Raw genomic sequence first — 22,206 nt, forward strand, 5'->3', positions numbered from 1 at the left:
TGATTGCTTCTAAGAGACGAACACTAGCTGTTCCAATCTTTTTGGTTTGTCTGAACACGTTCGTTCCATTGCGCTACGGCCACTCGCTTTCCGCGGGGAGGAACCTGAGCTTCCTCGCTGCGCTGCGGGATCTCAGTTTTCCCTCTCTTTCCCGCAGGAGTCGAGTGTCCTACGCTCCATTCCACCCTGTTTCCAACATTGTTTTCACAATCAACAAAAAACCTGAACGATTAAAAGTGAGAAACTCTCAATCGTTCAGGTTTATCATTGGCTGAATTACTTATGTCCCAGCCTCTTTTTTATTAATTATAATGCGGAGCTAAGCACAATATCACCTTGTGGTAATTTATTATTAGCACTAGGCTCCAAAGTAATTGCCATCGTATCCCACTTTTGTTTCCGCTGCTCTTCTGTCATTTTATAAATCACTGTTCCGTTTCCTTGTTCATCCGCTACAAACGCACCTGCAGAAACCGGCTTGTCATCTTTAATAAGCCAGACTTGATAGACTTCATCTTTTTGAAGTTGTTGAAGGCGACTTGCTTGAATGACCACGTTTGCTTTTCCATTGTCGTCTACAATAGAAGCTGTTACCTTTCCTTTTTCAGGTTTGTCGGCTGTAAAGTAACCGTTTGAATAGAAGTCGCAGTCTCAGAAAGTTCCGGAGACTCACTTACCTCCTGCTCACTGTCTGACTTTAACAGTAGATACCCATTTCCGACTAATGAGAAAAATAAGCCCGCTGCTAATAACGGCATCCACCTGCTAGTAGACCTTATCTTATTCTTCTGCTTAATTTCTTCTTTATGATGCGATAGTTCACTCACTCGTTCATCTTCATGAAATACATTTGCTAATACGCGTTCTTTCATACCTTTCTCCTTTAACTCATCTGAGTCCTTATTATATAATCGTAATAACGTATCTTTTTGGATCATTTTACTTACATCTTTTAAACGTACCTTTCTTTTTGCTAAAACACAAGTATAAATAGGTTAAATGATACCTGAGCAGGAGGCTTTTTAGACGTGAGAAAAATTATTTTATTTGATGGTGTGTGCAACCTTTGTAACCACAGCGTTCAATTCATTATTAAGCACGATCAGCATGCTTTATTTTCATTTGCATCCCTACAATCAGAAGCTGCCGCTCATTTATTAGGGGAGTTTAACTTATCAAGCAATCAGCTTGATAGCGTCGTTTATATTGACGGCAATAAGCTTTACACTGAATCCACTGCTGCTTTAAAAATTGCTAACCATCTAAAAGCACCTTGGAAATTTGCTTCTATTTTCATTATCATTCCAAAACCTCTTCGCAACTTTTTTTATAAAATCATTGCTAAAAACCGCTATAAATGGTTTGGAAAACAGAGTGAGTGCATGATTCCAACACCAGATATGAAAAAGCGATTTATTGATTAATTCTTCGCAAAAAAAAGAACGTCATATTAGACGTTCTCTCTTTACACCTTTAATGCTTCCATTAGCCTTTGAATTGGTAGCGTCTACAGCTCGATGAATCATTTCTTTAAAACGATGCTGCTCCATCACTTTTAAACCCTCTGCTGTCGCACCTCCAGGCGTTGTTACCTGCTTCCTTACAGCTGATGGGTTTGCTGCATGTTTAATCAAATTAGCCGAACCTGACATCATCTGCACAACAAGCTTTTGGGCAAGTTCTTTAGACACTCCGTAGCTCATAGCTGAATCAATTAATGCTTCTGAGAAATAAGCGACAAACGCAGGAGCACTCCCTGTAATAGCGGTAAGATATCTCACTTCATCTTCTGTGCAAAGCTGAGAGGATCCTATGCTATTTAAAATAACTGTTAACGCTTGTTTATGACTTTCACTCAGTGAGCTTCCAACGGCATACAGCGATATTGACTCACCTATTGTAGCGGCTGTATTTGGCATGATCCAAGCAACCGCTGTATGAGCTGGCAACCTCTCTTCTAAATAACTAGGCCCAATTCCCGCTGCTACTGTAATGACAAACTGATTGGTTACAAGCTTAGAGAGTTTTTCAAGAACTTCGTCATGTACCTCAGGAGGCATTGCTAAAACAATAGTTGTAGCATTTTTAACTTCTGCTTCCCAATCTTGCGTCACGTCCACAACATACTTTTCTTTAAGCTCTGCTAAACGTTTTTTATCGCGTTGATTTGTCATCACGATACGTTCATTCATAGAAGCATTCGTATGAATTAACCCAGCCGCAATAGCTTCTGCCATTCGCCCTGCTCCAATAAATAATACCTTTTGATTTGTCATCTTAGTCGTCCCATTTATACGTCCAGAATTCTTCTCGTAGAAGCATTCTTTCAATCTGCGGGTTGGATAACAAAGCATCAACCTCCACGCCGTCAAACATCGCTTCTGTTTGTGAACGGTGCGCCTTTAATGCCTCAATCTTCTTTGCTTTTACACTCGATACATCGATAACAACGTCGGGATTACCAATATGCTCGATGCGATCATGTGAGAAGGCATGACACCAAACGATCGGGCGCTCTTCTTTTGGCATTCTCTTTACCGCATGAAGCGTAGCTGCTCCAGTTGCGTTATGGTCAGGGTGAACCGCAAAGCCTGGATAGTGAGTAATGATATGAGTTGGCTTTACCTCTTGAATAATAGATTCAAGACGATCGGCAAAATCTTCAATATCTAAAAACTCCAATGTTTTATCACGTAAACCCATCATACGTAAGTCTTGAATATCAAGGACTTCAGCTAAATCCTGAAGTTCTTTTTTACGAATCTTAGGAAGCGTTTCTCTGTTAGCAAACAACGGTCTTCCCATATTTCGTCCCATTTCACCTAACGTAATGCAAGCATATGTAACCGGTGTTTCTTTTTGCCTTGCTAGCGTAATCACTCCAGCTGCTCCAAACGCTTCATCGTCTGGGTGTGGAAATACAATTAATAATCGTTCTTGCACAATAATTCTCCTTTCTTACTCAAACGGTTTTTCACTTAATTGAAACGCAACGGCTAGACGACCATCCGAATCATGGCCCGCTAATAGTAATCTGTTATGGTCATCAACTTCCCAATCTGTTAAGCCTTCCGCATAGATCCAGCCTAAATCAATTTGAAGTCCTACTCGATATGGCCCTTCACCTGTAATTTTGCCGCCTGATACGTTCACTTTCCCATTGCGGATAAATGCTCCTACGTTCATTGCCTTTGCATTTATATGAGACGCATACGCTCCATTTGTTGTTTCAAGATGAACATATATATCTTTATGAAAAAAAGTTTCTAATTTTGCTTGTACGCTTTCTTTATCAATTGGTTGCAACGTTTTTACTCCTTTCAAGCTTTCCTCTTTTTTATTTTACTAAAAATTACGTTTGAAGCATAATGTTTAGTTCTAGCCGGTTTATTTCTACTTCCCACAGTGATAAATTTCGCTCAAATTTTAGTTGAGGCCACTCGGTCAGATTAACCGCTTCAATATCCGTATCAATCTTTACAAGCTCTAGGCTCAATTCAGCTAATTCTTGGCCGCTCTTTAGTTTTTTCTTATATCGATTAAAAGTTACATCTAAATCGTCAACCTGTGCATAAATTCCTTCAATTGAACCATATTGTTGTATAAGAGGTAATGCAGCTTTTTCACCCACACCAGGAACACCTGGAATATTATCTGACTTATCACCTAACAAAGCTTTTACATCTACCCACTGAGTGGGAGATATGCCATATTCAGATTTAAAGTCCGTAGCTGTATACAAAACATCACCAATTTTTGGCTTCGCCACAATTTGCGATACATGCTCATTTAACAGCTGAAACAAATCGCGATCATTGCTGTAAATATATGCTGGAGACTGTTTTTGTTTTGTCCATTTTAACGAAAAGGCACCAATAACATCATCTGCTTCATATAGTTCAACTGAGAGCTGAGGAATTCCTACAGTTTGAAAGAAAGTACGCAGCGTTTCATACTGTTGAATTAATGATACTGGTAAATCATTTCTCGTTTCTTTATAAAAACTATATGCTTGTTTGCGTTTTGTCTCGTTACGCTTTACATCCCATGCGACAACGATGTGCGTTGGCTCATATTGCTTAATTAAATTATTCATCTTTTGAACAACTACACGCAGCGCATTTGTAAATAAACCTTTGCTATTGCGAGGTAAATCAGCTTCTTCTCGCCCATATGATGTAGCAAAGTAGCATCGGCTCAGCAAATTAAAGCCGTCAATTAATAATAATTTTTCGCTCAAACAAACACGTCCTTTTTACTTATTTAACAACGTTCCACATTGCTGGATTAGCTGGATTTTTTGAAAACATACTATAGCATTATGCTTGTTAATCGTCAATTTAACAGCCTAAGAGCTAGTTTTAGAAGACAACTTTTTGTAAATACATTATAAAGGTGTTAAATTGTTGTTATACTTATGGTGTTTGACTTTCCGATTTATTGACTATGCTATAAAATAAAAACACAGATCACTTTGTATTGAAGGTGAAAATGATGATAAAATTGTTAAAAACAACGGCCGTTTTATTACTTATTACACTATTGCTTATTAGTGCTTATAACCATACGATGTCAAGTACGGTCATCATAGTATGCAGTTCGCTTATTTTTTTCTTATTCGTGTTAAGTGACTTCTTTCTTGCGCAAAGATCGTGGGGATTAAAGGGATTGCAGCTATACATGTCCATTATGTTTTTCATTATTGCTATCTTTGAAATGCATCACGTAGTTAGCTCTTTATGTATACTTTCCATTATTGCCCTCCCACGGGTTATTGACGAAATTGCTTAAGTATTAAAACCAAGCTGTAATAGAATACAGCTTGGTTTTGTCGTCTACATATTTACTTTCGTAATTAAGCGCTCAGAAATTCTAAGCGCTTCAATCAATCCAAATTTTTGGACTAAACGAATAGCCTCTTTCATTTCTCTCTTCTTCACGACGTGGTGCTGAGTAATATTTAATAAAACCTGCATGACAACCAAATCTTTTAGCGTAAATATAAGATTCTTTTTCATGTCACGTTGAAAGAAATATTGTTCCGTCAACAGTCTCTCACTTAAAGTGATAATCTCAGCGTCTGATAAATGAAGTATTGCCCGAGCCTCACTCCGAGACCATAACCTCTTCGCTTCATCTCCATTTGCTATTTCTTTTACACTAGCCGAAGTAAAGCGCTTATTTCCAACAACTTTTTTCACTTTGGATGTAGCAGGCTCTGCAGCTTTTTTAACCTCTACCTGACAATTAGTATGCTCAGCTCTTAGAGGCCGCTTATGCTTATACTTAATGCCATATTGATTATAGATAGGGAAATACGCATTAATGAGCATCGTTTTAAGCGCTTCGATCGTTTCTTTTGAACCTTCTATCTCCAACCAGCCAATAAACGCAATAGGCTGGTTTTCTTGAAAATCACCGCTTTTAAGATGTGCAAACACCCTTTGTTTTAATGAATTCATTGTACTACCAATATAGACAAGTTCCTTTTCCGTATCAAAGAGAAAATATAGACCCTTTTTTGAGGAAAGGCTTTGTACCTGCTGAACTGGAACAAGAGACTTTATCACATCTAATTTTGCAAAATCAATTGTCAAGCTCACTGGTTATCAGTCCCTTTTTGAACTTTCTCATATACCTTTAAATGTTGATAGACAATATGTAAAATGTCTGATTTCACATCATATTTTTGTGCTAACCGTAGGAGGTACCCTTGAAGATGTTCCGCTTCAGTCATATACCCCTTCTCAATGTCTCGTTGCATGGATGATTTCATAGTATAAGTCATCGATTCCATTGTTTTCATATGCTGCTGTACAATTCCATCGCTAACCGGAGCACCTTCTCTTACCATGATTTCATACACTTCTTGAAGAAGAGATTGAATAAACGTTCTACCTCCTTCTACATCACGAATAGGCCCAATTGGTGAACGCATCAAGGTAGTAACTCCAGAAAGGGTTGTAATAAATAGATACTTATGCCACATCTCTTGTTCAATACAATCGCTTAGCACAAATGAAGTTTTTGTATAGCTAAATGCAGTTTCTAAGCGCTCGATTCGATTTGTTTTTTCACCATTAAATTCTCCATAAACGACTCGATGTGCAGGGCTTGTTTGAATAATCTCCCCATCTGCGTTCAATGTCGTTTCGATAAAACAAAGACCACCTATTACATTATCCTCTCCGAAAGCTCTTTGCAACGTAGACAGATGATCAATTCCATTTAACAGTGGAATGACAGTAGTATCACTTCCTACAAACGGTTTTACATCAGCTATTGCTTGATCCAGATGATATGCTTTTGTCGAAAATAAAACGCAGTCAAAGGGATGTACTCCCTCACTGGTTGCTGTGATTAACTTTGGAGAAAATGAATAATCACCATGTATGCTTTTAATGACTAATCCACTTTTTTCAAGCTGTTTTTTTCTTTGACTTCGAACTAAAAATGTAACATCTTCTCCTTTTTCAGCAAGGCGCCCACCGAAATAGCCCCCTACTCCACCAGCTCCTAATACTAAAATTCGCATGAAAGCATCTCCCTTTCCCTCTATACACTTGCTATCTATTATTCTATTTTAGCATAATAGCGTTTTAAAATTGAGAATATTCATTTTATCTTTTCGCTTTTTCCAATTTATTTTCGTTTGTGATACCATTTATATAGTAGAGTAAGCATGCTTTTAATGTATTACCTAGATAGATATATACAAAAATGCAAACATAGTGTATGGTATATAATCATAAATCATAATCATTTCGATTTTATACAGGAGTTAGAAAAATGATAAACAAAACTGAAATTTATATCTTATCCGGCTTTTTAGGAAGCGGAAAAACATCATTGTTAAAAAATGCATTAAAGCAAGAAAAAGAAAACGGCCGTCAAATCGCCGTTATTATGAATGAACTTGGCAAAGTCTCTATCGACTCCGATGAAGTAGAAGAAGACACGCCGCTTAAAGAATTACTAAACGGATGCGTTTGCTGCACCATTCAAGGACAGTTTGAAACGCAGCTCCATTCGCTTCTACAAGAAAATAAGTTAGATGCCATTTACATTGAAACGACAGGTGTAGCACATCCAATTGAAGTACTAGACGCCTGCATGTCTCCCCTCTTTGCTAACGATGTCGTTGTAAAGTGTATCGTGACAACGGTAGACGTTCACAGATGGCAAGACAGAGGCAGCTTAAGTATTCAATTGCAAAAGCTACTCCAAGAACAAATTCGACATGCAGATGTCATACTATTGAACAAAGCTGACACATTATCTGAATCAGCTAAAGCAGCGCTACTGTATGAAGTTCAATCAATTAACCCACAAGCAGCTTGCGTATTCACAAGTTATTCTTCTATTCAGTTGAAACTTTTAACAAGTGCGAAGCTTTCAGAGAAACAAGCGCACCAGCAAGCTCATGTTGAAAAACAGTTACACTTAAAAACATTTGTTTATGAATTTAAAAATTCAGTTGACCTTGAAAAATTTGAAGATTGGCTACGTCATACGCCAGATACAATTTATCGAATGAAAGGTTATTTACGCTTTACTCACTCTACTGATACGTATTCATTTCAGTACTCGTATGGAATGCCTTTATATATGAAAGAGCTGTTGAAAATGCCAACTAATCTTGTCATCATCGGAGAAAATCTTCGTCATGAACAGTTAAAAAAAGAGCTTACAACTTTAGATCAAGTCTAAACACAAAACTCCCGCCAAAGCGGGAGTTTTTTTATCGTACGGGGATTACTACCCCTTACTATCCATTTTGGACTCTCCTGAGAATTTCATAAGCATGGTTACCTGCTAAAACGGTTAATTCTTCAAACTTTTCATCTCTTTTTAAATCCAGCTCAATAATTTCTGTAGCAAGTTTTATAACTTGTTTCTTTATCACTTCGTTGTCGCTCATCTTTTTTATTCCTTTCTTAGTAACTTTTTCTGTTCTATTTTATAAGAATCATTTCCTAATTTCATCATCTTTGTTATTTTTCCTCACATTTATCTAAAAAATATCACATAATTATGTTAGAATATATAACATGTTATAACTTTTTTGTATTTTTTTCCTTTATAATAAGGATATAACATAATTATCATACACTCAGGGGTGAGGGAGATTGTCCACAAATGAAGCATCTTATCGTGACAAAAAGGTTATGTCAATTGGCATCGTGAAGGAATTGACGGGACTATCTGAAAGACAGATTCGCTATTACGAAAAGCGCAGCTTATTGTTTCCAGAGCGTACAAATACAGGAATTCGAAAGTATTCCTTTTCAGACGTAGAACGGTTAATGGAAATCGCAGATCGCATTGAAGAAGGGGTACAAACAAGCGAAATTCGAACTGAGCTAGCAAAAAAAGATGAAGAACGAAAAATGAAAGAAGTTAAAAATCAAATGCTACGTGGGCAGTTAAACGCTCACTTTCAACGCAAGCTATAATATACATACGGTGGTGTTCATTCCTAATACTACCGTCTCCTTTCATTTTTCTCACAAAAAAAGTTCAACATCCAGCATACAGATGTTGAACTTTATATTACAAACCTACCGAACGGCTCTTGCGAATCTTGGGTTGATGAGCGACCATGAACTTTGTTTTTGATAATGCAAAGATAACCGATCCGCCCCAAATAAATAAAAAGGCAATCATATGAACACTAGAGAATGCTTCATGATAAACAAAAACACCTAAAAGTAAGGTCATCGTCGGTGCAATATACTGTAAAAATCCAACCATAGATAGAGGGATTAAAGGTGCACCTTTTGCAAAATATAAAAGCGGCATGGCCGTCGCAACGCCTCCTCCAATCAGCAGTAAGCTTGTTGTCGGATTGCCAACTACAAAGCTAGAATCCCCTTTGGCATATAGCACAATAAAGTACACAAGTGCAATTGGTGTGACCATAAATGTTTCGAGAGTCAAACCAACTTTAGCTTCTAGCTGAATGGTCTTTTTCACAAGCCCGTATATACCGAAGCTAAAAGCAAGCCCTAACGATACCCAAGGAAACTCTCCATAGTGAAGTGTTAAAAACAGCACGCCAATAGCGGCTAAACCTACTGAGATAACCTGCCAGAAATTCAGCTTTTCTTTTAAAACAACAATACCTAACAGCACGCTCACAAGAGGATTGATATAATAACCAAGGCTGGTTTCAATAATCCTTTCATTATTGACAGCCCAAATATAAATAAACCAATTAAGACTAATTAATAAGGACGCCGAAAATAAAATAAGCGTTTTTTTTGGATGACGAAATAAATACCCAATGGTTTCTTTAAGACTACCAAGCTGCCGTGTTATGCACAGCAATAGTAGCATGAATAAAAACGACCAAATCACGCGATGGGCTAAAATTTCGTCTGCAGGAACGTTATCTACCAGCTTCCAATATAAAGGAAACACTCCCCACATCACATACGCACTAGCCGTATATACTAGGCCGGCTTGATAAGGTTGTTTCAATGTACCTTTATTCATTCTCCTAACCTCTTTTCTCTTTCTTTACACTGCTTTTATTATAGAGGCAACCGCTGATTTTTTACAGACATTTATTTCAGGTTTCGAATATTTTACAAATAAAAAAGTGTGGATAAAAAATATCCACACTTTTTTATTTATTTTTTCTTTCCTTTTTTAAATACTTTCGCACTGCGAATATACTCAACATCTTGTACATTTTCTCGTGAGTTGGCGATGCGCGCAGCTGCAAAGAAGTAATCGGATAAACGATTTAAATATTGAAGGACCGCATCGTTAATTTTAAACTCTCGCTGAACCCCAACAACCAATCTTTCGGCTCTTCTTGTCACGGTGCGGCACACATGAAGTGTTGCTGCTGCTTGCGTACCTCCTGGCAAAATAAACCGCTCAAGCTCAGGTGCTTCTTTCATATATTCATCAATTCTTCGTTCTAATACTTCAATCATACTTGCTTCAACTTTATAAGGGTGATCATCTCTCGCAAAAGCTAAATCACTTCCACAATCAAATAGCTCGTGCTGAATTGTCACAAGCTCTTCTTTTAATTCATTAAATACCCTATCATTTAACTGAGTAATTGCTTGACCTACATAGCTATTTAACTCATCAATTGTCCCGTAAGCTTCCACTCGAATGTCGTCTTTATTTACACGACCTCCTATTAAACTTGTTTGCCCTTTGTCTCCTGTTTTTGTATAGATATTCATTCCCTTATTCCTCCTTTATCCGATTCGAAATTCCATACCAGATGCGGTCAACTGTTTCCGCTTCTGCTACAAGCATTTGATAAACATAGCCACATGCATCACGCCAACTGCGATCATTTTGGCTCATTGGAACAATCCCTTTTCCAATTTCTGTTCCAATAACAATTACATTTTCTAGCAGGTTCTCAGCTCGCCATGCTTGTAATTGTTCTTTGAAATAGCAACACACTTCTTCAACAGTTTTACCGCTATCAATTAATTCTTTAATGTATAGCTCCATTCCTTCTATAACTATGTATTGATCTCCTTTTACGAGTGTAGGCATTTTTATAAAGTCTTCATAAGCACTATGCCACTCTGTAATTTGGTTCTCATACTGTTTCTTTACCCATTTTCGCTTCCCATTGAACGCACCACCGAATACGAAATGCATGGCTTTCTCTCCTTTATATCATCCTTTTTGAAACGCAGTCGTATTCCTTCTCCATACGAAAAAGAATGATCCCAAAATGAAGACTGTTCTAGAAAATAAGAAGTAATGAAGCGAAGAGGTCCACCGTGAGTGACAACCGCTGTTAAACTAGCCTTTTGCTGCAGCATCAAATCAACGGTTCGATCCCAAGCTTTCCAAATTCGACTAGAGAAGGCTTCAAAACTTTCCCCGTTGGGCGGTTGCTCTTCAAAAGGCGCATCAATCCACTTTCGATATGCGGAATCATTTTTTAACTGCTCATATGTACGCTCTTCCCAATCGCCAAATGAAAGTTCACGCCAATCTTCAAAGACAGTATATGGCTGATTGGGAAATAATATTGCGCTCGTTTCTCTTGTACGATTCAAATCACTTCCAACAACTAAGTCCGGCACCACATCCGACGCTTTTAACATTGCAATTCCTTCACTACTTAACGACGGATTGCTCCATCCGATGTACTGGCGCAGCTTATTAGGTTCTGTTAAACCGTGCCGAATAAATAGCATATCCACATACTCAACCATACAAGGGTTTCCCCTCCTTCAATCGTTGCTCCAATGACATCTCCCGTAATGCCTCCAAACTGAGCGCGATAAAATTTAATCCATATAAAAACAGTGATAGCACCAATTAAAACTACAGCTTTATTTTCCATTAAATAGACAAGACCTGCAATCATTAGTATGCTCATTGCAGCATAGATCCACTTTTGTCTTTCAGTTGAGCCTTTTTGAAAATAAGAAGCTAACCCTGTTTCTTTAGCGGGCTGATCCCAAAGCAAAATCCACCCTGCTACAATACGAGGCAATACAAATACGCTCATGAACGTAACTAAATTAATTGATTCAATGTTAATCAGCTCATTTATTCCGCTAAAACGCAGAGCTAATAGAGCTAGAATTGACAGAACTGCAAATGCACCTACGTTAGGATCACTTAAAATCACAAGCTTTTTTTCTCTTGGTTGATGTGAAAAATAAGCATCGCTCACATCTATCCATCCATCTAAGTGTAAGCCTCCTGTGAGTATCCCACCAGCTAGCATAAGCAAAATAGCCGTCGTGACAGTGCTAACCCCTAACCATTCTAGACCTAAAAATAGCCCATAGCTAACTGCTCCTATACAAGCGCCAATCCATGGTAGAAAATAAAGTGCTTTGGCCGTGCGCTTTTCCGTCCATTGAATTGTTTTTGCTGTTGGCAAGATTGTAAAAAACTGCAGTGCTAAGCGCGCGATGACCATCCACTCTTTTACTGCCATGCTGTTTCATCTCCCTTATAGTAGCAGGAAATACCCGCTTCTACACAAATCGCCAAGTCTGCTTGATTCACAATCTCCTGATGAATTCGCCCCAATAACTTCATATATGTAAACGTAGGTCCCTTTAGGACGCTCTCTTCAAACAACTCGTTTGATACAATGATAAGATGCTGACATCGCTCATTCAATTGATGAATTACTCCTACCATTTTGTTGAATAGTTCGTTTGCTTTCAAATGAGATTGCCACTTTTCTTCCTTGGTAAAAAGCTCGTTTGCCAGCCAATTTGTAGCACAATCTAGCAAAATGACATCCGTTTCTTGAATCGATGAATAGATACCAGATAGATCTTTTGGAACTTCAAGAGTAGACCATGACAAGTTAGAATCATTTCGTTGCTGTTGGTGCAGCGAAATTCGCTCTTGCATTTCATGATCAGTGACGCGGCTAGTCGCTAGATAGACGGCACGATTGGTCATTAGCTTTTGAACAAATGCCTCTGCCGCTGCTGACTTTCCGCTGCGAACACCTCCGGTTACAAATACTAACATGACAACCCGACCCCTTTTTTCAATACGCTAATAAGCTGATCATTCTCTGCTTGTGTTTTGACTGCTAATCGAACATAACGACCGTTTAAACCTAGGAAATTCTCCGTGTGTCTTGCTACAATTCCTTCTTGTGCTAAAAATGACAGCCATCCAGCTGAAGTGTAACTCTCTGGAATACTGCATAAATAGTAGTTAGTTGCCGACTGAGATATGGTAAACCCTAGCTTTTGTAACTCGTTTGTCACTCGCTTTCTTTCTGTATCAATATACTCGACCGTCTTATTCACGAACTCCGCTTCAGATAAGCACCACCGGCCAATTTGCTGCGCCATACCATTCACACTCCAAGGTGGCTGCTTTTGCATCAACTTAGTAATGATGCCTTGATGAGCTAAAACATACCCTAACCTTACCCCTGCAATATTGAACATTTTTGTCATAGAGCGAACAATGATTAGATATGGATACTTTTGAATCCATCGATCAAACGAGAAAGCTCCCTTTACAAAATCAATAAACGCTTCATCAACAACTAGATAAGTCTTCTCACGATGAGCTAAGTCAATTAGCTCTTCCCACTCATTTATGTCATACATTCGTCCGGTAGGGTTGTTGGGATGACAAATCCATATGACTTTTAAGATTGGAAGCTTTTGTTTTATTTCCGACATATTCCAATTCCAATTATCTGTTTCTTCCAGAGAAATATGAATGATTTCACAGCCATGAGCTAAACTCGCCTGTTCATATTCAATAAAAGTAGGCTGTAAAATCCCTACCTTTTCGTTTGAAAATATGGAAGCAAGCAAAAAGAAGGCTTCTGCTGCACCGTTTGTTACTAAGACTTCATTAGAAGTAAGCTTATGGTAAGTAGCAATGAGGCCCGTTAGCTTTTTCACATCAGGATCAGGATAAGAAAAAGCGATTTCTCTAAGTTCATCCCAATTTTCATTAATGATATTCGGTGCTCCTAAAGGGTTTGTATTCACGCTAAAATCAATGAATGAACGTTCTGCATTTTGGCCTATCGCCTCTAGAAAAATTGCGGGGTTAGCTCCATGTGTAGGTAATGCCAATCAGTATCCCTCCTATCAGATAAAAAAACCAAGTACACCAAACGGTCCGCTTCATCACTTGGACTGTTTTAAAAATATGACTAACATTTAAAGAATAAAGAGGATCTCCCATTTTCGCACGATTTGAAACAATTCCTTTGTATGTGTTGCGACCTCCTAGCTGAATGCCAAGCAAAGCGGCAACAGCACTTTCACCATAGCCGCTGTTTGGGCTCGGGTGTTTAGGTGCATCCCTTTTAATTATGCTAAACACATGCTTTGCTGTAAATTCACTGTGCATTACGTTACTAATAACCATAATAAACGCTGTCAGCCGACTAGGGATAAAATTCAACCAGTCATCTAATTTCGCACTAAAGTATCCAAACTTTTCATACATAGGATTTTTATAGCCCACCATTGAATCACACGTATTAATACTTCGATAAAAAAAAGCGCCTGCTCCGCCTAATACAAAAGCAAAAAATAAAGGAGCTGTAATGCCATCACTTGTGTTTTCCGCCACTGTTTCAACTGTCGCTCTGGCAATTTCGCTTTCGTCAAGCTGATCGGTATCTCTTCCCACAATCATGCCCACTTGAAAGCGCGCTTCCTGTAAGTCACCTTTTTGTAAAGGCAGCGCTACTTTATAGGCAGCTTCCCCCAAAGATTTTGTTGAAATTGTGGTAGCAATCATTATGCCTTCGACTATAATTCCAATCCAGTAGGAAATTTCATATAGAGCGATTAGAAGAGCTAGAGGTAGTACAAAACACCATACTACCATGCTTAATACAAGGAACAGACCGTTCATTCGTTGAAACTTACCTTGGTTTAAACGCTTATCAATGAAAGAAATCCAGCGTCCAAACCACCTGACGGGATGTGGCCAATTTACAGGATCTCCGATAATGGCATCTAATACAAGCGCCATTGAGATAGCTAGCAAATGCGCTACAATTAATTGTTGAAAGTCCATACACATCACCTTTTTTGAATGGTTTCAAGTAAACTTAGCTTAACGAGCTTTCCTACCGCTTGTCCCAGAGCCGTCATGGACCCACCGTACTCATACATGCTACCGGTTTGGCTTGCGGCAATACAAATGCTATCAGTAGATGTTCCTGTCGCAAGCGTCTCTGTGTTCGAATCTTGCACTCCCAGCTCGTAAAGCATTCGCGTTTTCACTTCCGTTGCTGCGATAAACAGCTGTAAAAACGCAGCATCCGTTAATTTCCCGTCAATAAATATGAACATATTAATCGTTCCAGGCCCTGAAGAAAATGGAGTAATATCATCAGACGTCAAATCAACGGCATTACCAACTCCGGCAGTAATAATAGATGAGACTGTAAGACCATCTTTACAATATGTATAAACCGATTTGTTCCGTAAATAAACAGCCGTCATCAACCCTACTACTTTATCATAAACGAAGCCTTTTTCTTTTAAAAATGCTCTATATTCTTCAGCAGGTGAATCAGCACGGTAGTATTTGTGTACAAAACGATTATAAAAAACGTTAGTCTCAAGCATACCATCTCCTAGTACGCCTGAACTGTACGCTTTAAACGGTATACTTGTTTTCATCGTTAATAATTCATCATCCTGCTCAAGACGTAACGATAAAAAAGGACCAATTCCTTTTTGAATTGGAATATGGTCCTTTTCTCGATTAATTATACACCTCAGGATATACGGCTTTCGCGAACTCTTCTAACCCTTCTACAATTCGTGGTCCAGGTCGATTTGTTTTATTAGAATCAACGTTTACGATTTGATTTTCTTTTACAGCTGTAATATCGCTCCATGCTGGACGATTTTTGATTTCGTTGGCGTCACCATCATATGTTGTAACGATTGTATCTGGATTTAGCTCAACCACTTTCTCTTCCGAAAGTTTTACCCATCCCTCTTCATTTCCAGCTACGTTTTCTGCTCCGATTATTTTAATCATTTCATCCATAAACGTACCTTTACCAGTTGTATAAATCTCAGGCGCAGGTGAAACCTCTACCCATACTTTCTTACGATCTTCGTCTTTAATTTCTTTCGCTTTTTCTTCAATTTCTGAAACAGCAGCTTTCATTTCTTTTACTGTTTTATTTGCTTCATCTGTTTTGTTCGTTAGTTTTCCGATGTTCCCAATCGTTTCATACACAGTATTGAAATCAGTTGCATCATTTACAACAAATAATGGAATACCAGCACTTTCAATTTGCTTAAAAACTTCATCCGACATTCCTATGCTTGAACCATGAGCTAACACAAGGTCTGGATTTAATGCAATAACTTTTTCTGCGTTGATATTCATATCTCCTACCTGCTCTTTTTCTTTCACGCTTGCAGGATAATCATCGTTGCTTGTTACTCCGATTAATTCTTTTTCAAGACCTAACTCATAGAGGATTTCCGTGTTACTTGGCATAAGAGAAACAATTTTCTTGGGTGCTTGTTCAACCGTTACTTCTTCTCCTCTTGCATCTTTAACCGTAACAGCTTGCTCTTTTGATTGCTTTGTTTGCTCTGTTTGTTTGCTTCCTTCATCAGTTGCCCCACACGCTGCAAGAACAACAAGGAACATCGCAACAATAACAGATAATAACCACTTTTTCATTTTGGTAACCCCTCCTAATTATGTATCGGTTATGAAGTCGCTCAGCACACATAAAAAAACTTTACTTTCAATCGAAAGTAAAGCAGGTAACGTTAAATGATGCGAATGACTTTCGCATTGTTTATGTACGTCAAATACCCTGCTTCCCCTCTCCTCGAAGGTTTCACAGTTGACAATAAGGCAGGTCTCCTGACTTACGTATATGATGTACTAAGCCTTCCCACTTTTCAAACAGTGGCATCTTTAGACATCTAACGTTTACAGTGGCGGGACCGCGTTGGACTTGCACCAAACTTCCCTTTTCACTCAATGTTAAAATTGAGACCTTATTGCTTCACGATTATTCACCTGTCTTAGTATAACGCACTCCATTCAAAATGGAAATAGAAAATCGACATAACTTTCATACATTTTAGGTCAGAAGTTCTAGCAAAGTAATAGTAAGATATAAACATTTTTGCTATTGTATCATTATGATAGGCTGAAAATTTAGGGGTAAGTCTTTGGAGTCTGTGAAAAGACTCTTTTTTTATAGCCTAATTACTTTTAAACAGGAGGGTTTTCCACGCCTACACCAACCCATCCTTCTTTGGTGGGACCGTATACACCAAAAGGTTCAATTCCAGCTTGACGCATAAGTACCGTAACTTGTCCACGGTGATGAATAATATGTTTGATTAATCCCATTAAAATTTGAGCATTCGTCTCTTGTCGACCAAAGGCTGTTTGAACTTCTTTTAACGCTTCATCTATCCACTGCTGGTTAATAGCTTTCGCTGCTTGTAAGCTAATTCTATTGAAAACTCCAGCAATCTCTTTAGCGGAAGAGGGTACATGTTCAGCATTTGCTAGCTAATCTATCTCCAACCCAAAATGAGCCAAATAGTCTGGAATATTTGTTGTAAAGTGCCACACAATTCTTCCTAGAGTACGACCTTCTGTATAAACTTTTTGAGTTAGCATGGCTTCGCGGTTCCACTCTTTAATAAAATCTTCTCCTGTTATGTACATTCAAAACCCCTCCATATTACCATGTATTCCCACATTTAAATTATAAAACGTACGTTCGTGTTCTACAAGCTTGTTTTTATCTAATAAAGTGTTTAAAGACAAGAAAGACTCTTAAAAAATAAGAGCGGGACGTTTAGCAAAACTCTATACAAAAAAGCTACTTGCTTATGTAAACAAGTAGCTAATCAACTTAGATTGAACTTAAAAACTCACGCACTGCTTCAGGTGTTTTTGCATTTGCACTATGAAGATGTGCAATTTTCTCACCATTTTTATAAACAAGAAGAGACGGAATTCCCATTACATTGTTTGCTGCAGAAAGTTCTTCAAACTCATCTTTATCCACTTCAAACCAAGCTTTATCTTGGTTTTCTTCAATAATTTCACCAATAAACATATCAAGGCGTTTACAGTCTGGACACCATGTTGTTGTGAAGATACCAACGCTTAGCTCTTCTCTTTTGATTTGTTCATGAAACTGCTTTTCCTCTGTAATCTTTTTCATTACTAAATCCTCCAATACCAAACTTCATACAATTATGTTCGTGTTTAACAATCTTTGTCAAATCACTCATTTCTATTATAACGAATTCATTTCGATTTATCATATTACTTGCTTGGCACCTTAAAAGTTCCGTCCACCAATCACTTCTTCTAAGTAACGAGCTGTTTTCGGAGCATTTTCTTTCAAATAAGTACGCGTAAACGAATTTGCATAATACATTGCAAATACTTCAGCAAAGTATTCTTCTGGGTAGTTTAAAAAGTAATGTTGATTTGGAAATAATATTTGTTTCTCTTCGTTCCAAACCGTTAAAAATTTCTCTTTATGACGGAGGTTGTGTAAAATATGACGATCAACCGTGTGAGCAATCTCGTGAAGCTCTAGATTGACCGAACCGTGCCCTTGCCCTTTTTTGCTGTGACCAATTTTTACGTAAACCGTTTTTGAACCTCCCGCCCCAGGGACGTCGTCCCACACTTTACTCGAAAGCTCATAGCCTCTTGGTACTTTTCCTTTTAAAAATAAAAAACCTGGCTCATCGGTTAGCTGGCCATTAAACAACTTTATATTAATTTCTTTTTGAGCCATTTCTTTTAAGAGCGGGGACGGTATGCGACTAATATAGTGCAAGCTAGTCATTACTTCTTGTTCGTTATAGTTGTCTTTTGGGATGTAAACTATTTCATTTAGATAGCGAGAAATGTATGATTGGTTGCTTGTTTCCATTCCAATATCCACATTTTTTAATAGCGTATAATTTCTTTCAAACGAAGAATACGTTATTGCTGGACCCATGCCAAGCAATAACATGCAAACAAATAAGATTCTCTTTTTCACCTGCTGTTCCTCCCCTAGCTTTATGCTATCACATAAAGCTAGGGAGACTCCCAAGCAAATCTTGGCATCTACTCTTCTCATACAACCTATCAGCAGAGATAAATAAAAAAACTAGATTTATCAAAATCTAGTTTTAGTCACTGAACCTGATTACGACATCCATTTTGGAGGCATATTACGGTTCCAATAAATTTCCCCTAACGTATAGTGTTTTTGAAAATTATCTTCTGCTTTATGATAATGGAAGTTAAACCAATACCCATCTTTTGGAGGGTTCTCTCGCCGCACATGAAAGCGAATTAAATCTTGCCCAGACTGCAGATCATAAACGTGAAAAATTTTCTCTCCGTAACCCGAAGCTGGATGCTCACTTATCTCTAGGTTTGTAATATCTTGTTCTCTTTCTGTGCCAATATCAGTAAGGACTTTTTCAATCTCTGGTAGGACAGCCCCTCGAAACTCCTCTTCAATAACAGGGCCAATTTTCGTTCCAAACTTTTCAACGGACTGTTTCTCTGCTTGGTCCATTGCATATGCAACAAATGAATCAACATCTTCAAACTTAAAGTGGATAGAGGGAAGCTCAGCATCTTCAAACGTGGTTGTGGAAGGCACAACATCACGTATATAGCCTGATTTATGCTGCTTGTCGGCTTTCGCGTCATCAACGTATAAATACTCAGGTGGCGTGACAAGCCCAAATGTAAATACCGTAATTAATACAACGAGCATTCTTTTCAACCATCTAGGCATCTTTATCGATCCTTTCAATTCTTCTTTCATTCAACTATTTTTAATATAGTGTGTATTGTATCATATTTCAATTTTTTTCACCTTTTTTTAAAAACTTTTTTCTTACTTAAAAAATATAGTTTAAAAATTTTTTTATACTGCTTTTAGTTTCCCTCTACCTCTTTTATAGTGAATACAAACCATATTTTTATTTTATCTACCTTCCTTTATCTCAATAACACCGTAATGAAAAGCGGCGGTTTTACGCTTATACACATGAAATTGATGCTCATGAAAACGCGTGCTTTTGTAATGATCTTTAAGCACAACACGCTTCCTTGCAACTCGCTTTGCCTGCGTCATAACTTGCTCCGTTAGCGGTGTGTATAAAGCAAGTTGCTTTAACCCTTGAATTCCGTTAGAGTCAGCAAGGTTTGCTTCAAACATGGGATCAAAATAGACAATATCAAATGAATTATCTTCACAGCAATGAAGATATGTTTCGAATGTTTGGTGCACGACAGAGATTCTGTTCATCGCTTCATCTATTTCACGAATACCACTTTTCCACGTTTTTAAGCCTTGCTTTAATAAATACGCCATAAAACGATTTCCTTCTAATCCCTTTACTAGCCCGCTTTCTCCGACGGCAAGGCTGGCAATAATACTATCGGAAGCAAGTCCTAGCGTGCAGTCTAATACGCTCATACCAGTTGTTAATTTTGCGGCTTGAATAAACGGGTCTTGTTCACCTTTTAATAACCGCTTTGCCCGAAACATCGCTGAGTTTGGATGGAAGAAAAATGGTTCTTCTGCTTCTTGGATATGTAGTTCCATTCTCTCTTTTCCAACAACTAAAAGATCTGATTTTTCTTTTTTCTGCAACGTTTTCACAGATGTTTTTGCTCGAGCAACGTATGGAATGTGCAAATCATTTGCTACGCTTTTAGCAAATCTAATCATCTCTTCATCCGTTCTCCCAGCTGTCGTTACAATCATTGATTTTACTCCTTTCCACCTAAGCTACATTATTTACGCAGAAGAAAAAGGATGCCTGAAGACATCCTTTTCGCGTCTTACATTATTCACCTACTTCGTAGCACGCTATAAATTAGCAGTGCTTGTTAAAACCGTCTAAAATATTTTCAAAAATGGCTTCTAATGATTGACCTTCAATTTCGTGACGTGGAATGAAGTGAACAACTTCTTTTCCTTTTAATAGAGCCATTGATGGAGAAGATGGTTCAATATCACCAAAATATTCTCTCATCTTTGCTGTTGCTTCTTTGTCTTGGCCAGCAAATACAGTAACCGCTTGATTCGGTTTATTTTCAGCATGTAAAAATGCTTGTGTTGCCGCAGGGCGAGCTAACCCAGCAGCGCATCCGCATACGGAATTCACAACAACAAACGTTGTACCCTCTGCATTTTCCATAAATTCTGTTACCGCTTCTTCTGTTGTAAGCTCTTTATACCCAGCACGAGTTAACTCTTCACGCATCGGCTTAACAAGCTGACGCATATATTCTTCATATGCCATTGACATCGTAATCTTCCTCCTTACAATAATTTCATCCACACATCATACTACAAATGCCAGGAAAAATCTAGCTAGAGCTCGGTTCAGTACCACATAAATTGAGAAGAAACAGCAATTACTAAAATTCGTTCAATTTTTGCCGTATTTTACTATTATTCTTCCATTTTTTATACTATAGTTATAGGTAGAAGTTTATACATAGAAAGGATTTTTTCAATTGAAACCGGCTTTACAGAAATCAAAACAATTTTACATTGGAATTAGCTTAGTACTACTCATTTTTCTTTTATTGGTGGCAATTGGCAAGTATACGAATGCACAAACAATGAGTGCAGCAGCAAAAGAACCCTTGGCTTACACACCAATGCCACAAAAAGAAAACGGTGTAAACTATGCAGGCAAGACGTTAAACACATTACATCACAGCGCGTATTTAGCAAATACGCTAAACGATCGCAACGAACCGCTTACTAAACCAATTTTTATTACGTTTGATGACGGACCTAACAATGATACTCCAAAAATCTTAGATACTCTAAGAGACTACAACGTCAAAGCAACGTTCTTTTTATTAAAGAATCAAATTGACCGATATCCTGACATCGCTAAGCGCATTGTTGCTGAAGGGCATAGCGTCGGATGTCATGGAGTTTCACATGATATTCATCAGATGTACGGGCAAGATGGCGCTGCTTTAAACGAAATGACAACGTGCTTAAAAGCTCTTAAGGACGTGACTGGCGTTGATAGCAAGCTCATCCGCGTACCTTTTGGTAGCGTGCCGTACTTAAAGGAACCGCATAGAACACAGCTGACTTCTCGTTACCAGCTGTGGGACTGGAATATTGACAGTGAGGATTGGGCGCTACGCTCTGCGCCAAAAATCATTCAATCCATTGAGCCACACATTGAACATGTGAATGCAAGCGAACAAACACCGGTTATCTTATTTCACGATAAGCCTTTTACGGCACAGTCTTTGCCAACTATATTAACCTATTTACATTCTAATCATTATCAATCTATGACGATTAATAATACAATGAAACCATTGCAGTTTCCTTTTCACACATAAAAAAGAGGCTGGGACATAACTAGCCAAAAATAATGAAAAAGGGTTCTCATCATCGTATTTTGATGATGAGAACCCTTTTTTGTTGATCTGTTTGATTGGTCTATGCACATTTTACGCTGGAGGCGATGTACTTTCGTACATTCACCGCCATGAACGCAAACCCTAATTCGTTTTTCACGTTCTCTTTGCCTCTTACGGACATTCGAGTGAAACGCAAATTAGCCTTCAGATATCCAAAAACTGGTTCTACGTCAATCTTACGTTTTCCGTAGATTTTACCCGTTTTTTCTTCTGAAAGCAGCTGTTGAATGCTTTTCTTTTGTTGTTCCCACCTTTCGT

Annotated in this window: 31 protein-coding genes, 1 pseudogene and 1 riboswitch; of the genes and pseudogenes, 5 read left to right on the forward strand and 27 right to left on the reverse strand. The window is 38.1% G+C overall.

What is annotated here, in order from left to right; translation table 11 throughout:
- Positions 1-23: 23 nt before the first annotated feature.
- From AS180_RS22765 to AS180_RS16965, 3 genes are all read right to left on the reverse strand, one after another.
- Positions 24-185: a hypothetical protein gene (locus tag AS180_RS22765; RefSeq protein WP_156413469.1), complete on the reverse strand. Its 162-nt coding sequence runs from the start codon at positions 183-185 to the stop codon at positions 24-26.
- A gap of 121 nt (positions 186-306) precedes the next feature.
- Positions 307-555, reverse strand: coding sequence for an anti-sigma factor (locus AS180_RS16960; protein ID WP_051567048.1), 249 nt, complete (start codon positions 553-555; stop codon positions 307-309).
- 35 nt (positions 556-590) lie between these two features.
- Positions 591-872 (reverse strand): hypothetical protein, encoded by a 282-nt coding sequence (locus tag AS180_RS16965; protein ID WP_139109218.1) that lies wholly within the window; start codon positions 870-872, stop codon positions 591-593.
- A gap of 156 nt (positions 873-1,028) precedes the next feature.
- Here AS180_RS16965 and AS180_RS16970 point away from each other — a divergent pair, with 156 nt between their 5' ends.
- Positions 1,029-1,424, forward strand: a complete 396-nt coding sequence (locus AS180_RS16970) for a thiol-disulfide oxidoreductase DCC family protein (RefSeq protein WP_025907716.1) — start codon at positions 1,029-1,031, stop codon at positions 1,422-1,424.
- 21 nt (positions 1,425-1,445) lie between these two features.
- Here the strand turns inward: AS180_RS16970 and proC are convergent, their stop codons facing one another.
- Genes proC through AS180_RS16990 form a run of 4 tightly spaced genes read right to left on the reverse strand, consistent with a single transcriptional unit; the run spans position 1,446 to position 4,240 of the window.
- Positions 1,446-2,276, reverse strand: coding sequence for a pyrroline-5-carboxylate reductase (proC, locus tag AS180_RS16975; protein ID WP_025907715.1), 831 nt, complete (start codon positions 2,274-2,276; stop codon positions 1,446-1,448).
- A 1-nt stretch (position 2,277) separates the two neighbouring features.
- On the reverse strand, positions 2,278-2,943 hold the full coding sequence (gene bshB2 / locus AS180_RS16980; RefSeq protein ID WP_062687191.1) for a bacillithiol biosynthesis deacetylase BshB2: 666 nt from the start codon (positions 2,941-2,943) through the stop codon (positions 2,278-2,280).
- Between the two features lie 15 nt (positions 2,944-2,958).
- A complete protein-coding gene (locus AS180_RS16985; protein WP_025907713.1) occupies positions 2,959-3,306 on the reverse strand; it encodes a YojF family protein in 348 nt (115 codons plus the stop codon).
- A 46-nt stretch (positions 3,307-3,352) separates the two neighbouring features.
- Positions 3,353-4,240: a 5'-3' exonuclease gene (locus tag AS180_RS16990; RefSeq protein WP_061785028.1), complete on the reverse strand. Its 888-nt coding sequence runs from the start codon at positions 4,238-4,240 to the stop codon at positions 3,353-3,355.
- A 254-nt stretch (positions 4,241-4,494) separates the two neighbouring features.
- On the opposite strand from AS180_RS16990, the gene AS180_RS16995 reads away from it, so the two are divergent.
- Complete coding sequence (locus AS180_RS16995; protein ID WP_225001639.1) at positions 4,495-4,791, forward strand: hypothetical protein; 297 nt, start codon at positions 4,495-4,497, stop codon at positions 4,789-4,791.
- A gap of 44 nt (positions 4,792-4,835) precedes the next feature.
- Here AS180_RS16995 and AS180_RS17000 read toward each other — a convergent pair whose 3' ends face one another.
- Both AS180_RS17000 and panE read right to left on the reverse strand, forming a co-directional pair.
- Complete coding sequence (locus AS180_RS17000; protein ID WP_025907710.1) at positions 4,836-5,603, reverse strand: GIY-YIG nuclease family protein; 768 nt, start codon at positions 5,601-5,603, stop codon at positions 4,836-4,838.
- A complete protein-coding gene (panE, locus tag AS180_RS17005; protein WP_025907709.1) occupies positions 5,600-6,535 on the reverse strand; it encodes a 2-dehydropantoate 2-reductase in 936 nt (311 codons plus the stop codon). Before panE ends, AS180_RS17000 begins: the two co-directional genes overlap by 4 nt.
- A 254-nt stretch (positions 6,536-6,789) precedes the next feature.
- Here panE and AS180_RS17010 point away from each other — a divergent pair, with 254 nt between their 5' ends.
- A complete protein-coding gene (locus AS180_RS17010; protein WP_035319869.1) occupies positions 6,790-7,710 on the forward strand; it encodes a CobW family GTP-binding protein in 921 nt (306 codons plus the stop codon).
- Between the two features lie 58 nt (positions 7,711-7,768).
- Here AS180_RS17010 and AS180_RS23285 read toward each other — a convergent pair whose 3' ends face one another.
- Entirely contained in the window at positions 7,769-7,921 is a 153-nt protein-coding gene (locus AS180_RS23285) for a hypothetical protein (protein WP_167556146.1), read from the reverse strand.
- 208 nt (positions 7,922-8,129) lie between these two features.
- On the opposite strand from AS180_RS23285, the gene AS180_RS17015 reads away from it, so the two are divergent.
- Positions 8,130-8,456, forward strand: a complete 327-nt coding sequence (locus AS180_RS17015) for a MerR family transcriptional regulator (protein WP_025907707.1) — start codon at positions 8,130-8,132, stop codon at positions 8,454-8,456.
- A 97-nt stretch (positions 8,457-8,553) separates the two neighbouring features.
- Here the strand turns inward: AS180_RS17015 and rarD are convergent, their stop codons facing one another.
- From rarD to AS180_RS17095, 16 genes and pseudogenes are all read right to left on the reverse strand, one after another.
- Positions 8,554-9,498, reverse strand: coding sequence for an EamA family transporter RarD (gene rarD, locus AS180_RS17020; RefSeq protein WP_025907706.1), 945 nt, complete (start codon positions 9,496-9,498; stop codon positions 8,554-8,556).
- A 137-nt stretch (positions 9,499-9,635) separates the two neighbouring features.
- Positions 9,636-10,208: a cob(I)yrinic acid a,c-diamide adenosyltransferase gene (locus AS180_RS17025; RefSeq protein WP_025907705.1), complete on the reverse strand. Its 573-nt coding sequence runs from the start codon at positions 10,206-10,208 to the stop codon at positions 9,636-9,638.
- 4 nt (positions 10,209-10,212) lie between these two features.
- Entirely contained in the window at positions 10,213-10,641 is a 429-nt protein-coding gene (locus AS180_RS17030; protein ID WP_025907704.1) for a bifunctional adenosylcobinamide kinase/adenosylcobinamide-phosphate guanylyltransferase, read from the reverse strand.
- Positions 10,593-11,207 carry a histidine phosphatase family protein gene (locus tag AS180_RS17035; RefSeq protein WP_035319883.1) on the reverse strand — a complete coding sequence of 205 codons (615 nt, stop codon included), beginning with the start codon at positions 11,205-11,207 and terminating at the stop codon, positions 10,593-10,595. The genes AS180_RS17030 and AS180_RS17035 overlap by 49 nt, the downstream gene beginning before the upstream one ends.
- Positions 11,165-11,944, reverse strand: coding sequence for an adenosylcobinamide-GDP ribazoletransferase (locus AS180_RS17040; RefSeq protein WP_025907703.1), 780 nt, complete (start codon positions 11,942-11,944; stop codon positions 11,165-11,167). The genes AS180_RS17035 and AS180_RS17040 overlap by 43 nt, the downstream gene beginning before the upstream one ends.
- Entirely contained in the window at positions 11,935-12,495 is a 561-nt protein-coding gene (locus tag AS180_RS17045) for a bifunctional adenosylcobinamide kinase/adenosylcobinamide-phosphate guanylyltransferase (protein WP_025907702.1), read from the reverse strand. Before AS180_RS17045 ends, AS180_RS17040 begins: the two co-directional genes overlap by 10 nt.
- Positions 12,489-13,571, reverse strand: a complete 1,083-nt coding sequence (gene cobD, locus AS180_RS17050) for a threonine-phosphate decarboxylase CobD (RefSeq protein WP_061785035.1) — start codon at positions 13,569-13,571, stop codon at positions 12,489-12,491. Before cobD ends, AS180_RS17045 begins: the two co-directional genes overlap by 7 nt.
- Positions 13,546-14,529, reverse strand: coding sequence for an adenosylcobinamide-phosphate synthase CbiB (gene cbiB / locus AS180_RS17055; protein WP_025907700.1), 984 nt, complete (start codon positions 14,527-14,529; stop codon positions 13,546-13,548). Before cbiB ends, cobD begins: the two co-directional genes overlap by 26 nt.
- A 5-nt stretch (positions 14,530-14,534) precedes the next feature.
- Entirely contained in the window at positions 14,535-15,140 is a 606-nt protein-coding gene (locus AS180_RS17060; RefSeq protein WP_025907699.1) for an adenosylcobinamide amidohydrolase, read from the reverse strand.
- 85 nt (positions 15,141-15,225) lie between these two features.
- Positions 15,226-16,167 carry an ABC transporter substrate-binding protein gene (locus tag AS180_RS17065; RefSeq protein ID WP_025907698.1) on the reverse strand — a complete coding sequence of 314 codons (942 nt, stop codon included), beginning with the start codon at positions 16,165-16,167 and terminating at the stop codon, positions 15,226-15,228.
- A gap of 162 nt (positions 16,168-16,329) precedes the next feature.
- A riboswitch (cobalamin riboswitch) is annotated at positions 16,330-16,511 on the reverse strand.
- 202 nt (positions 16,512-16,713) lie between these two features.
- Positions 16,714-17,178 (reverse strand): annotated as a pseudogene (locus tag AS180_RS17070) (DinB family protein).
- Between the two features lie 190 nt (positions 17,179-17,368).
- On the reverse strand, positions 17,369-17,683 hold the full coding sequence (locus AS180_RS17075) for a thioredoxin family protein (RefSeq protein ID WP_025907697.1): 315 nt from the start codon (positions 17,681-17,683) through the stop codon (positions 17,369-17,371).
- Between the two features lie 120 nt (positions 17,684-17,803).
- Entirely contained in the window at positions 17,804-18,520 is a 717-nt protein-coding gene (locus tag AS180_RS17080; RefSeq protein WP_025907696.1) for an anthrax toxin lethal factor-related metalloendopeptidase, read from the reverse strand.
- Between the two features lie 150 nt (positions 18,521-18,670).
- The gene (locus AS180_RS17085) at positions 18,671-19,273 is read right to left on the reverse strand and encodes a YpjP family protein (protein WP_062687192.1); all 603 of its coding nucleotides are present in this window, start codon (positions 19,271-19,273) and stop codon (positions 18,671-18,673) included.
- 192 nt (positions 19,274-19,465) lie between these two features.
- Positions 19,466-20,251, reverse strand: a complete 786-nt coding sequence (locus tag AS180_RS17090) for a class I SAM-dependent methyltransferase (protein ID WP_025907694.1) — start codon at positions 20,249-20,251, stop codon at positions 19,466-19,468.
- 112 nt (positions 20,252-20,363) lie between these two features.
- Entirely contained in the window at positions 20,364-20,798 is a 435-nt protein-coding gene (locus AS180_RS17095; RefSeq protein ID WP_025907693.1) for a BrxA/BrxB family bacilliredoxin, read from the reverse strand.
- A gap of 211 nt (positions 20,799-21,009) precedes the next feature.
- Here AS180_RS17095 and AS180_RS17100 point away from each other — a divergent pair, with 211 nt between their 5' ends.
- Positions 21,010-21,867 (forward strand): polysaccharide deacetylase family protein, encoded by an 858-nt coding sequence (locus AS180_RS17100; RefSeq protein ID WP_035319866.1) that lies wholly within the window; start codon positions 21,010-21,012, stop codon positions 21,865-21,867.
- A 100-nt stretch (positions 21,868-21,967) separates the two neighbouring features.
- Here AS180_RS17100 and AS180_RS17105 read toward each other — a convergent pair.
- Positions 21,968-22,206: transposase (locus AS180_RS17105; RefSeq protein ID WP_139109219.1), on the reverse strand; the 239-nt coding region annotated here is incomplete at its 5' end.

The organism is Priestia veravalensis (assembly GCF_001457055.1).
In the GTDB taxonomy this organism is placed as follows: Bacteria; Bacillota; Bacilli; order Bacillales; family Bacillaceae_H; genus Priestia; species Priestia flexa.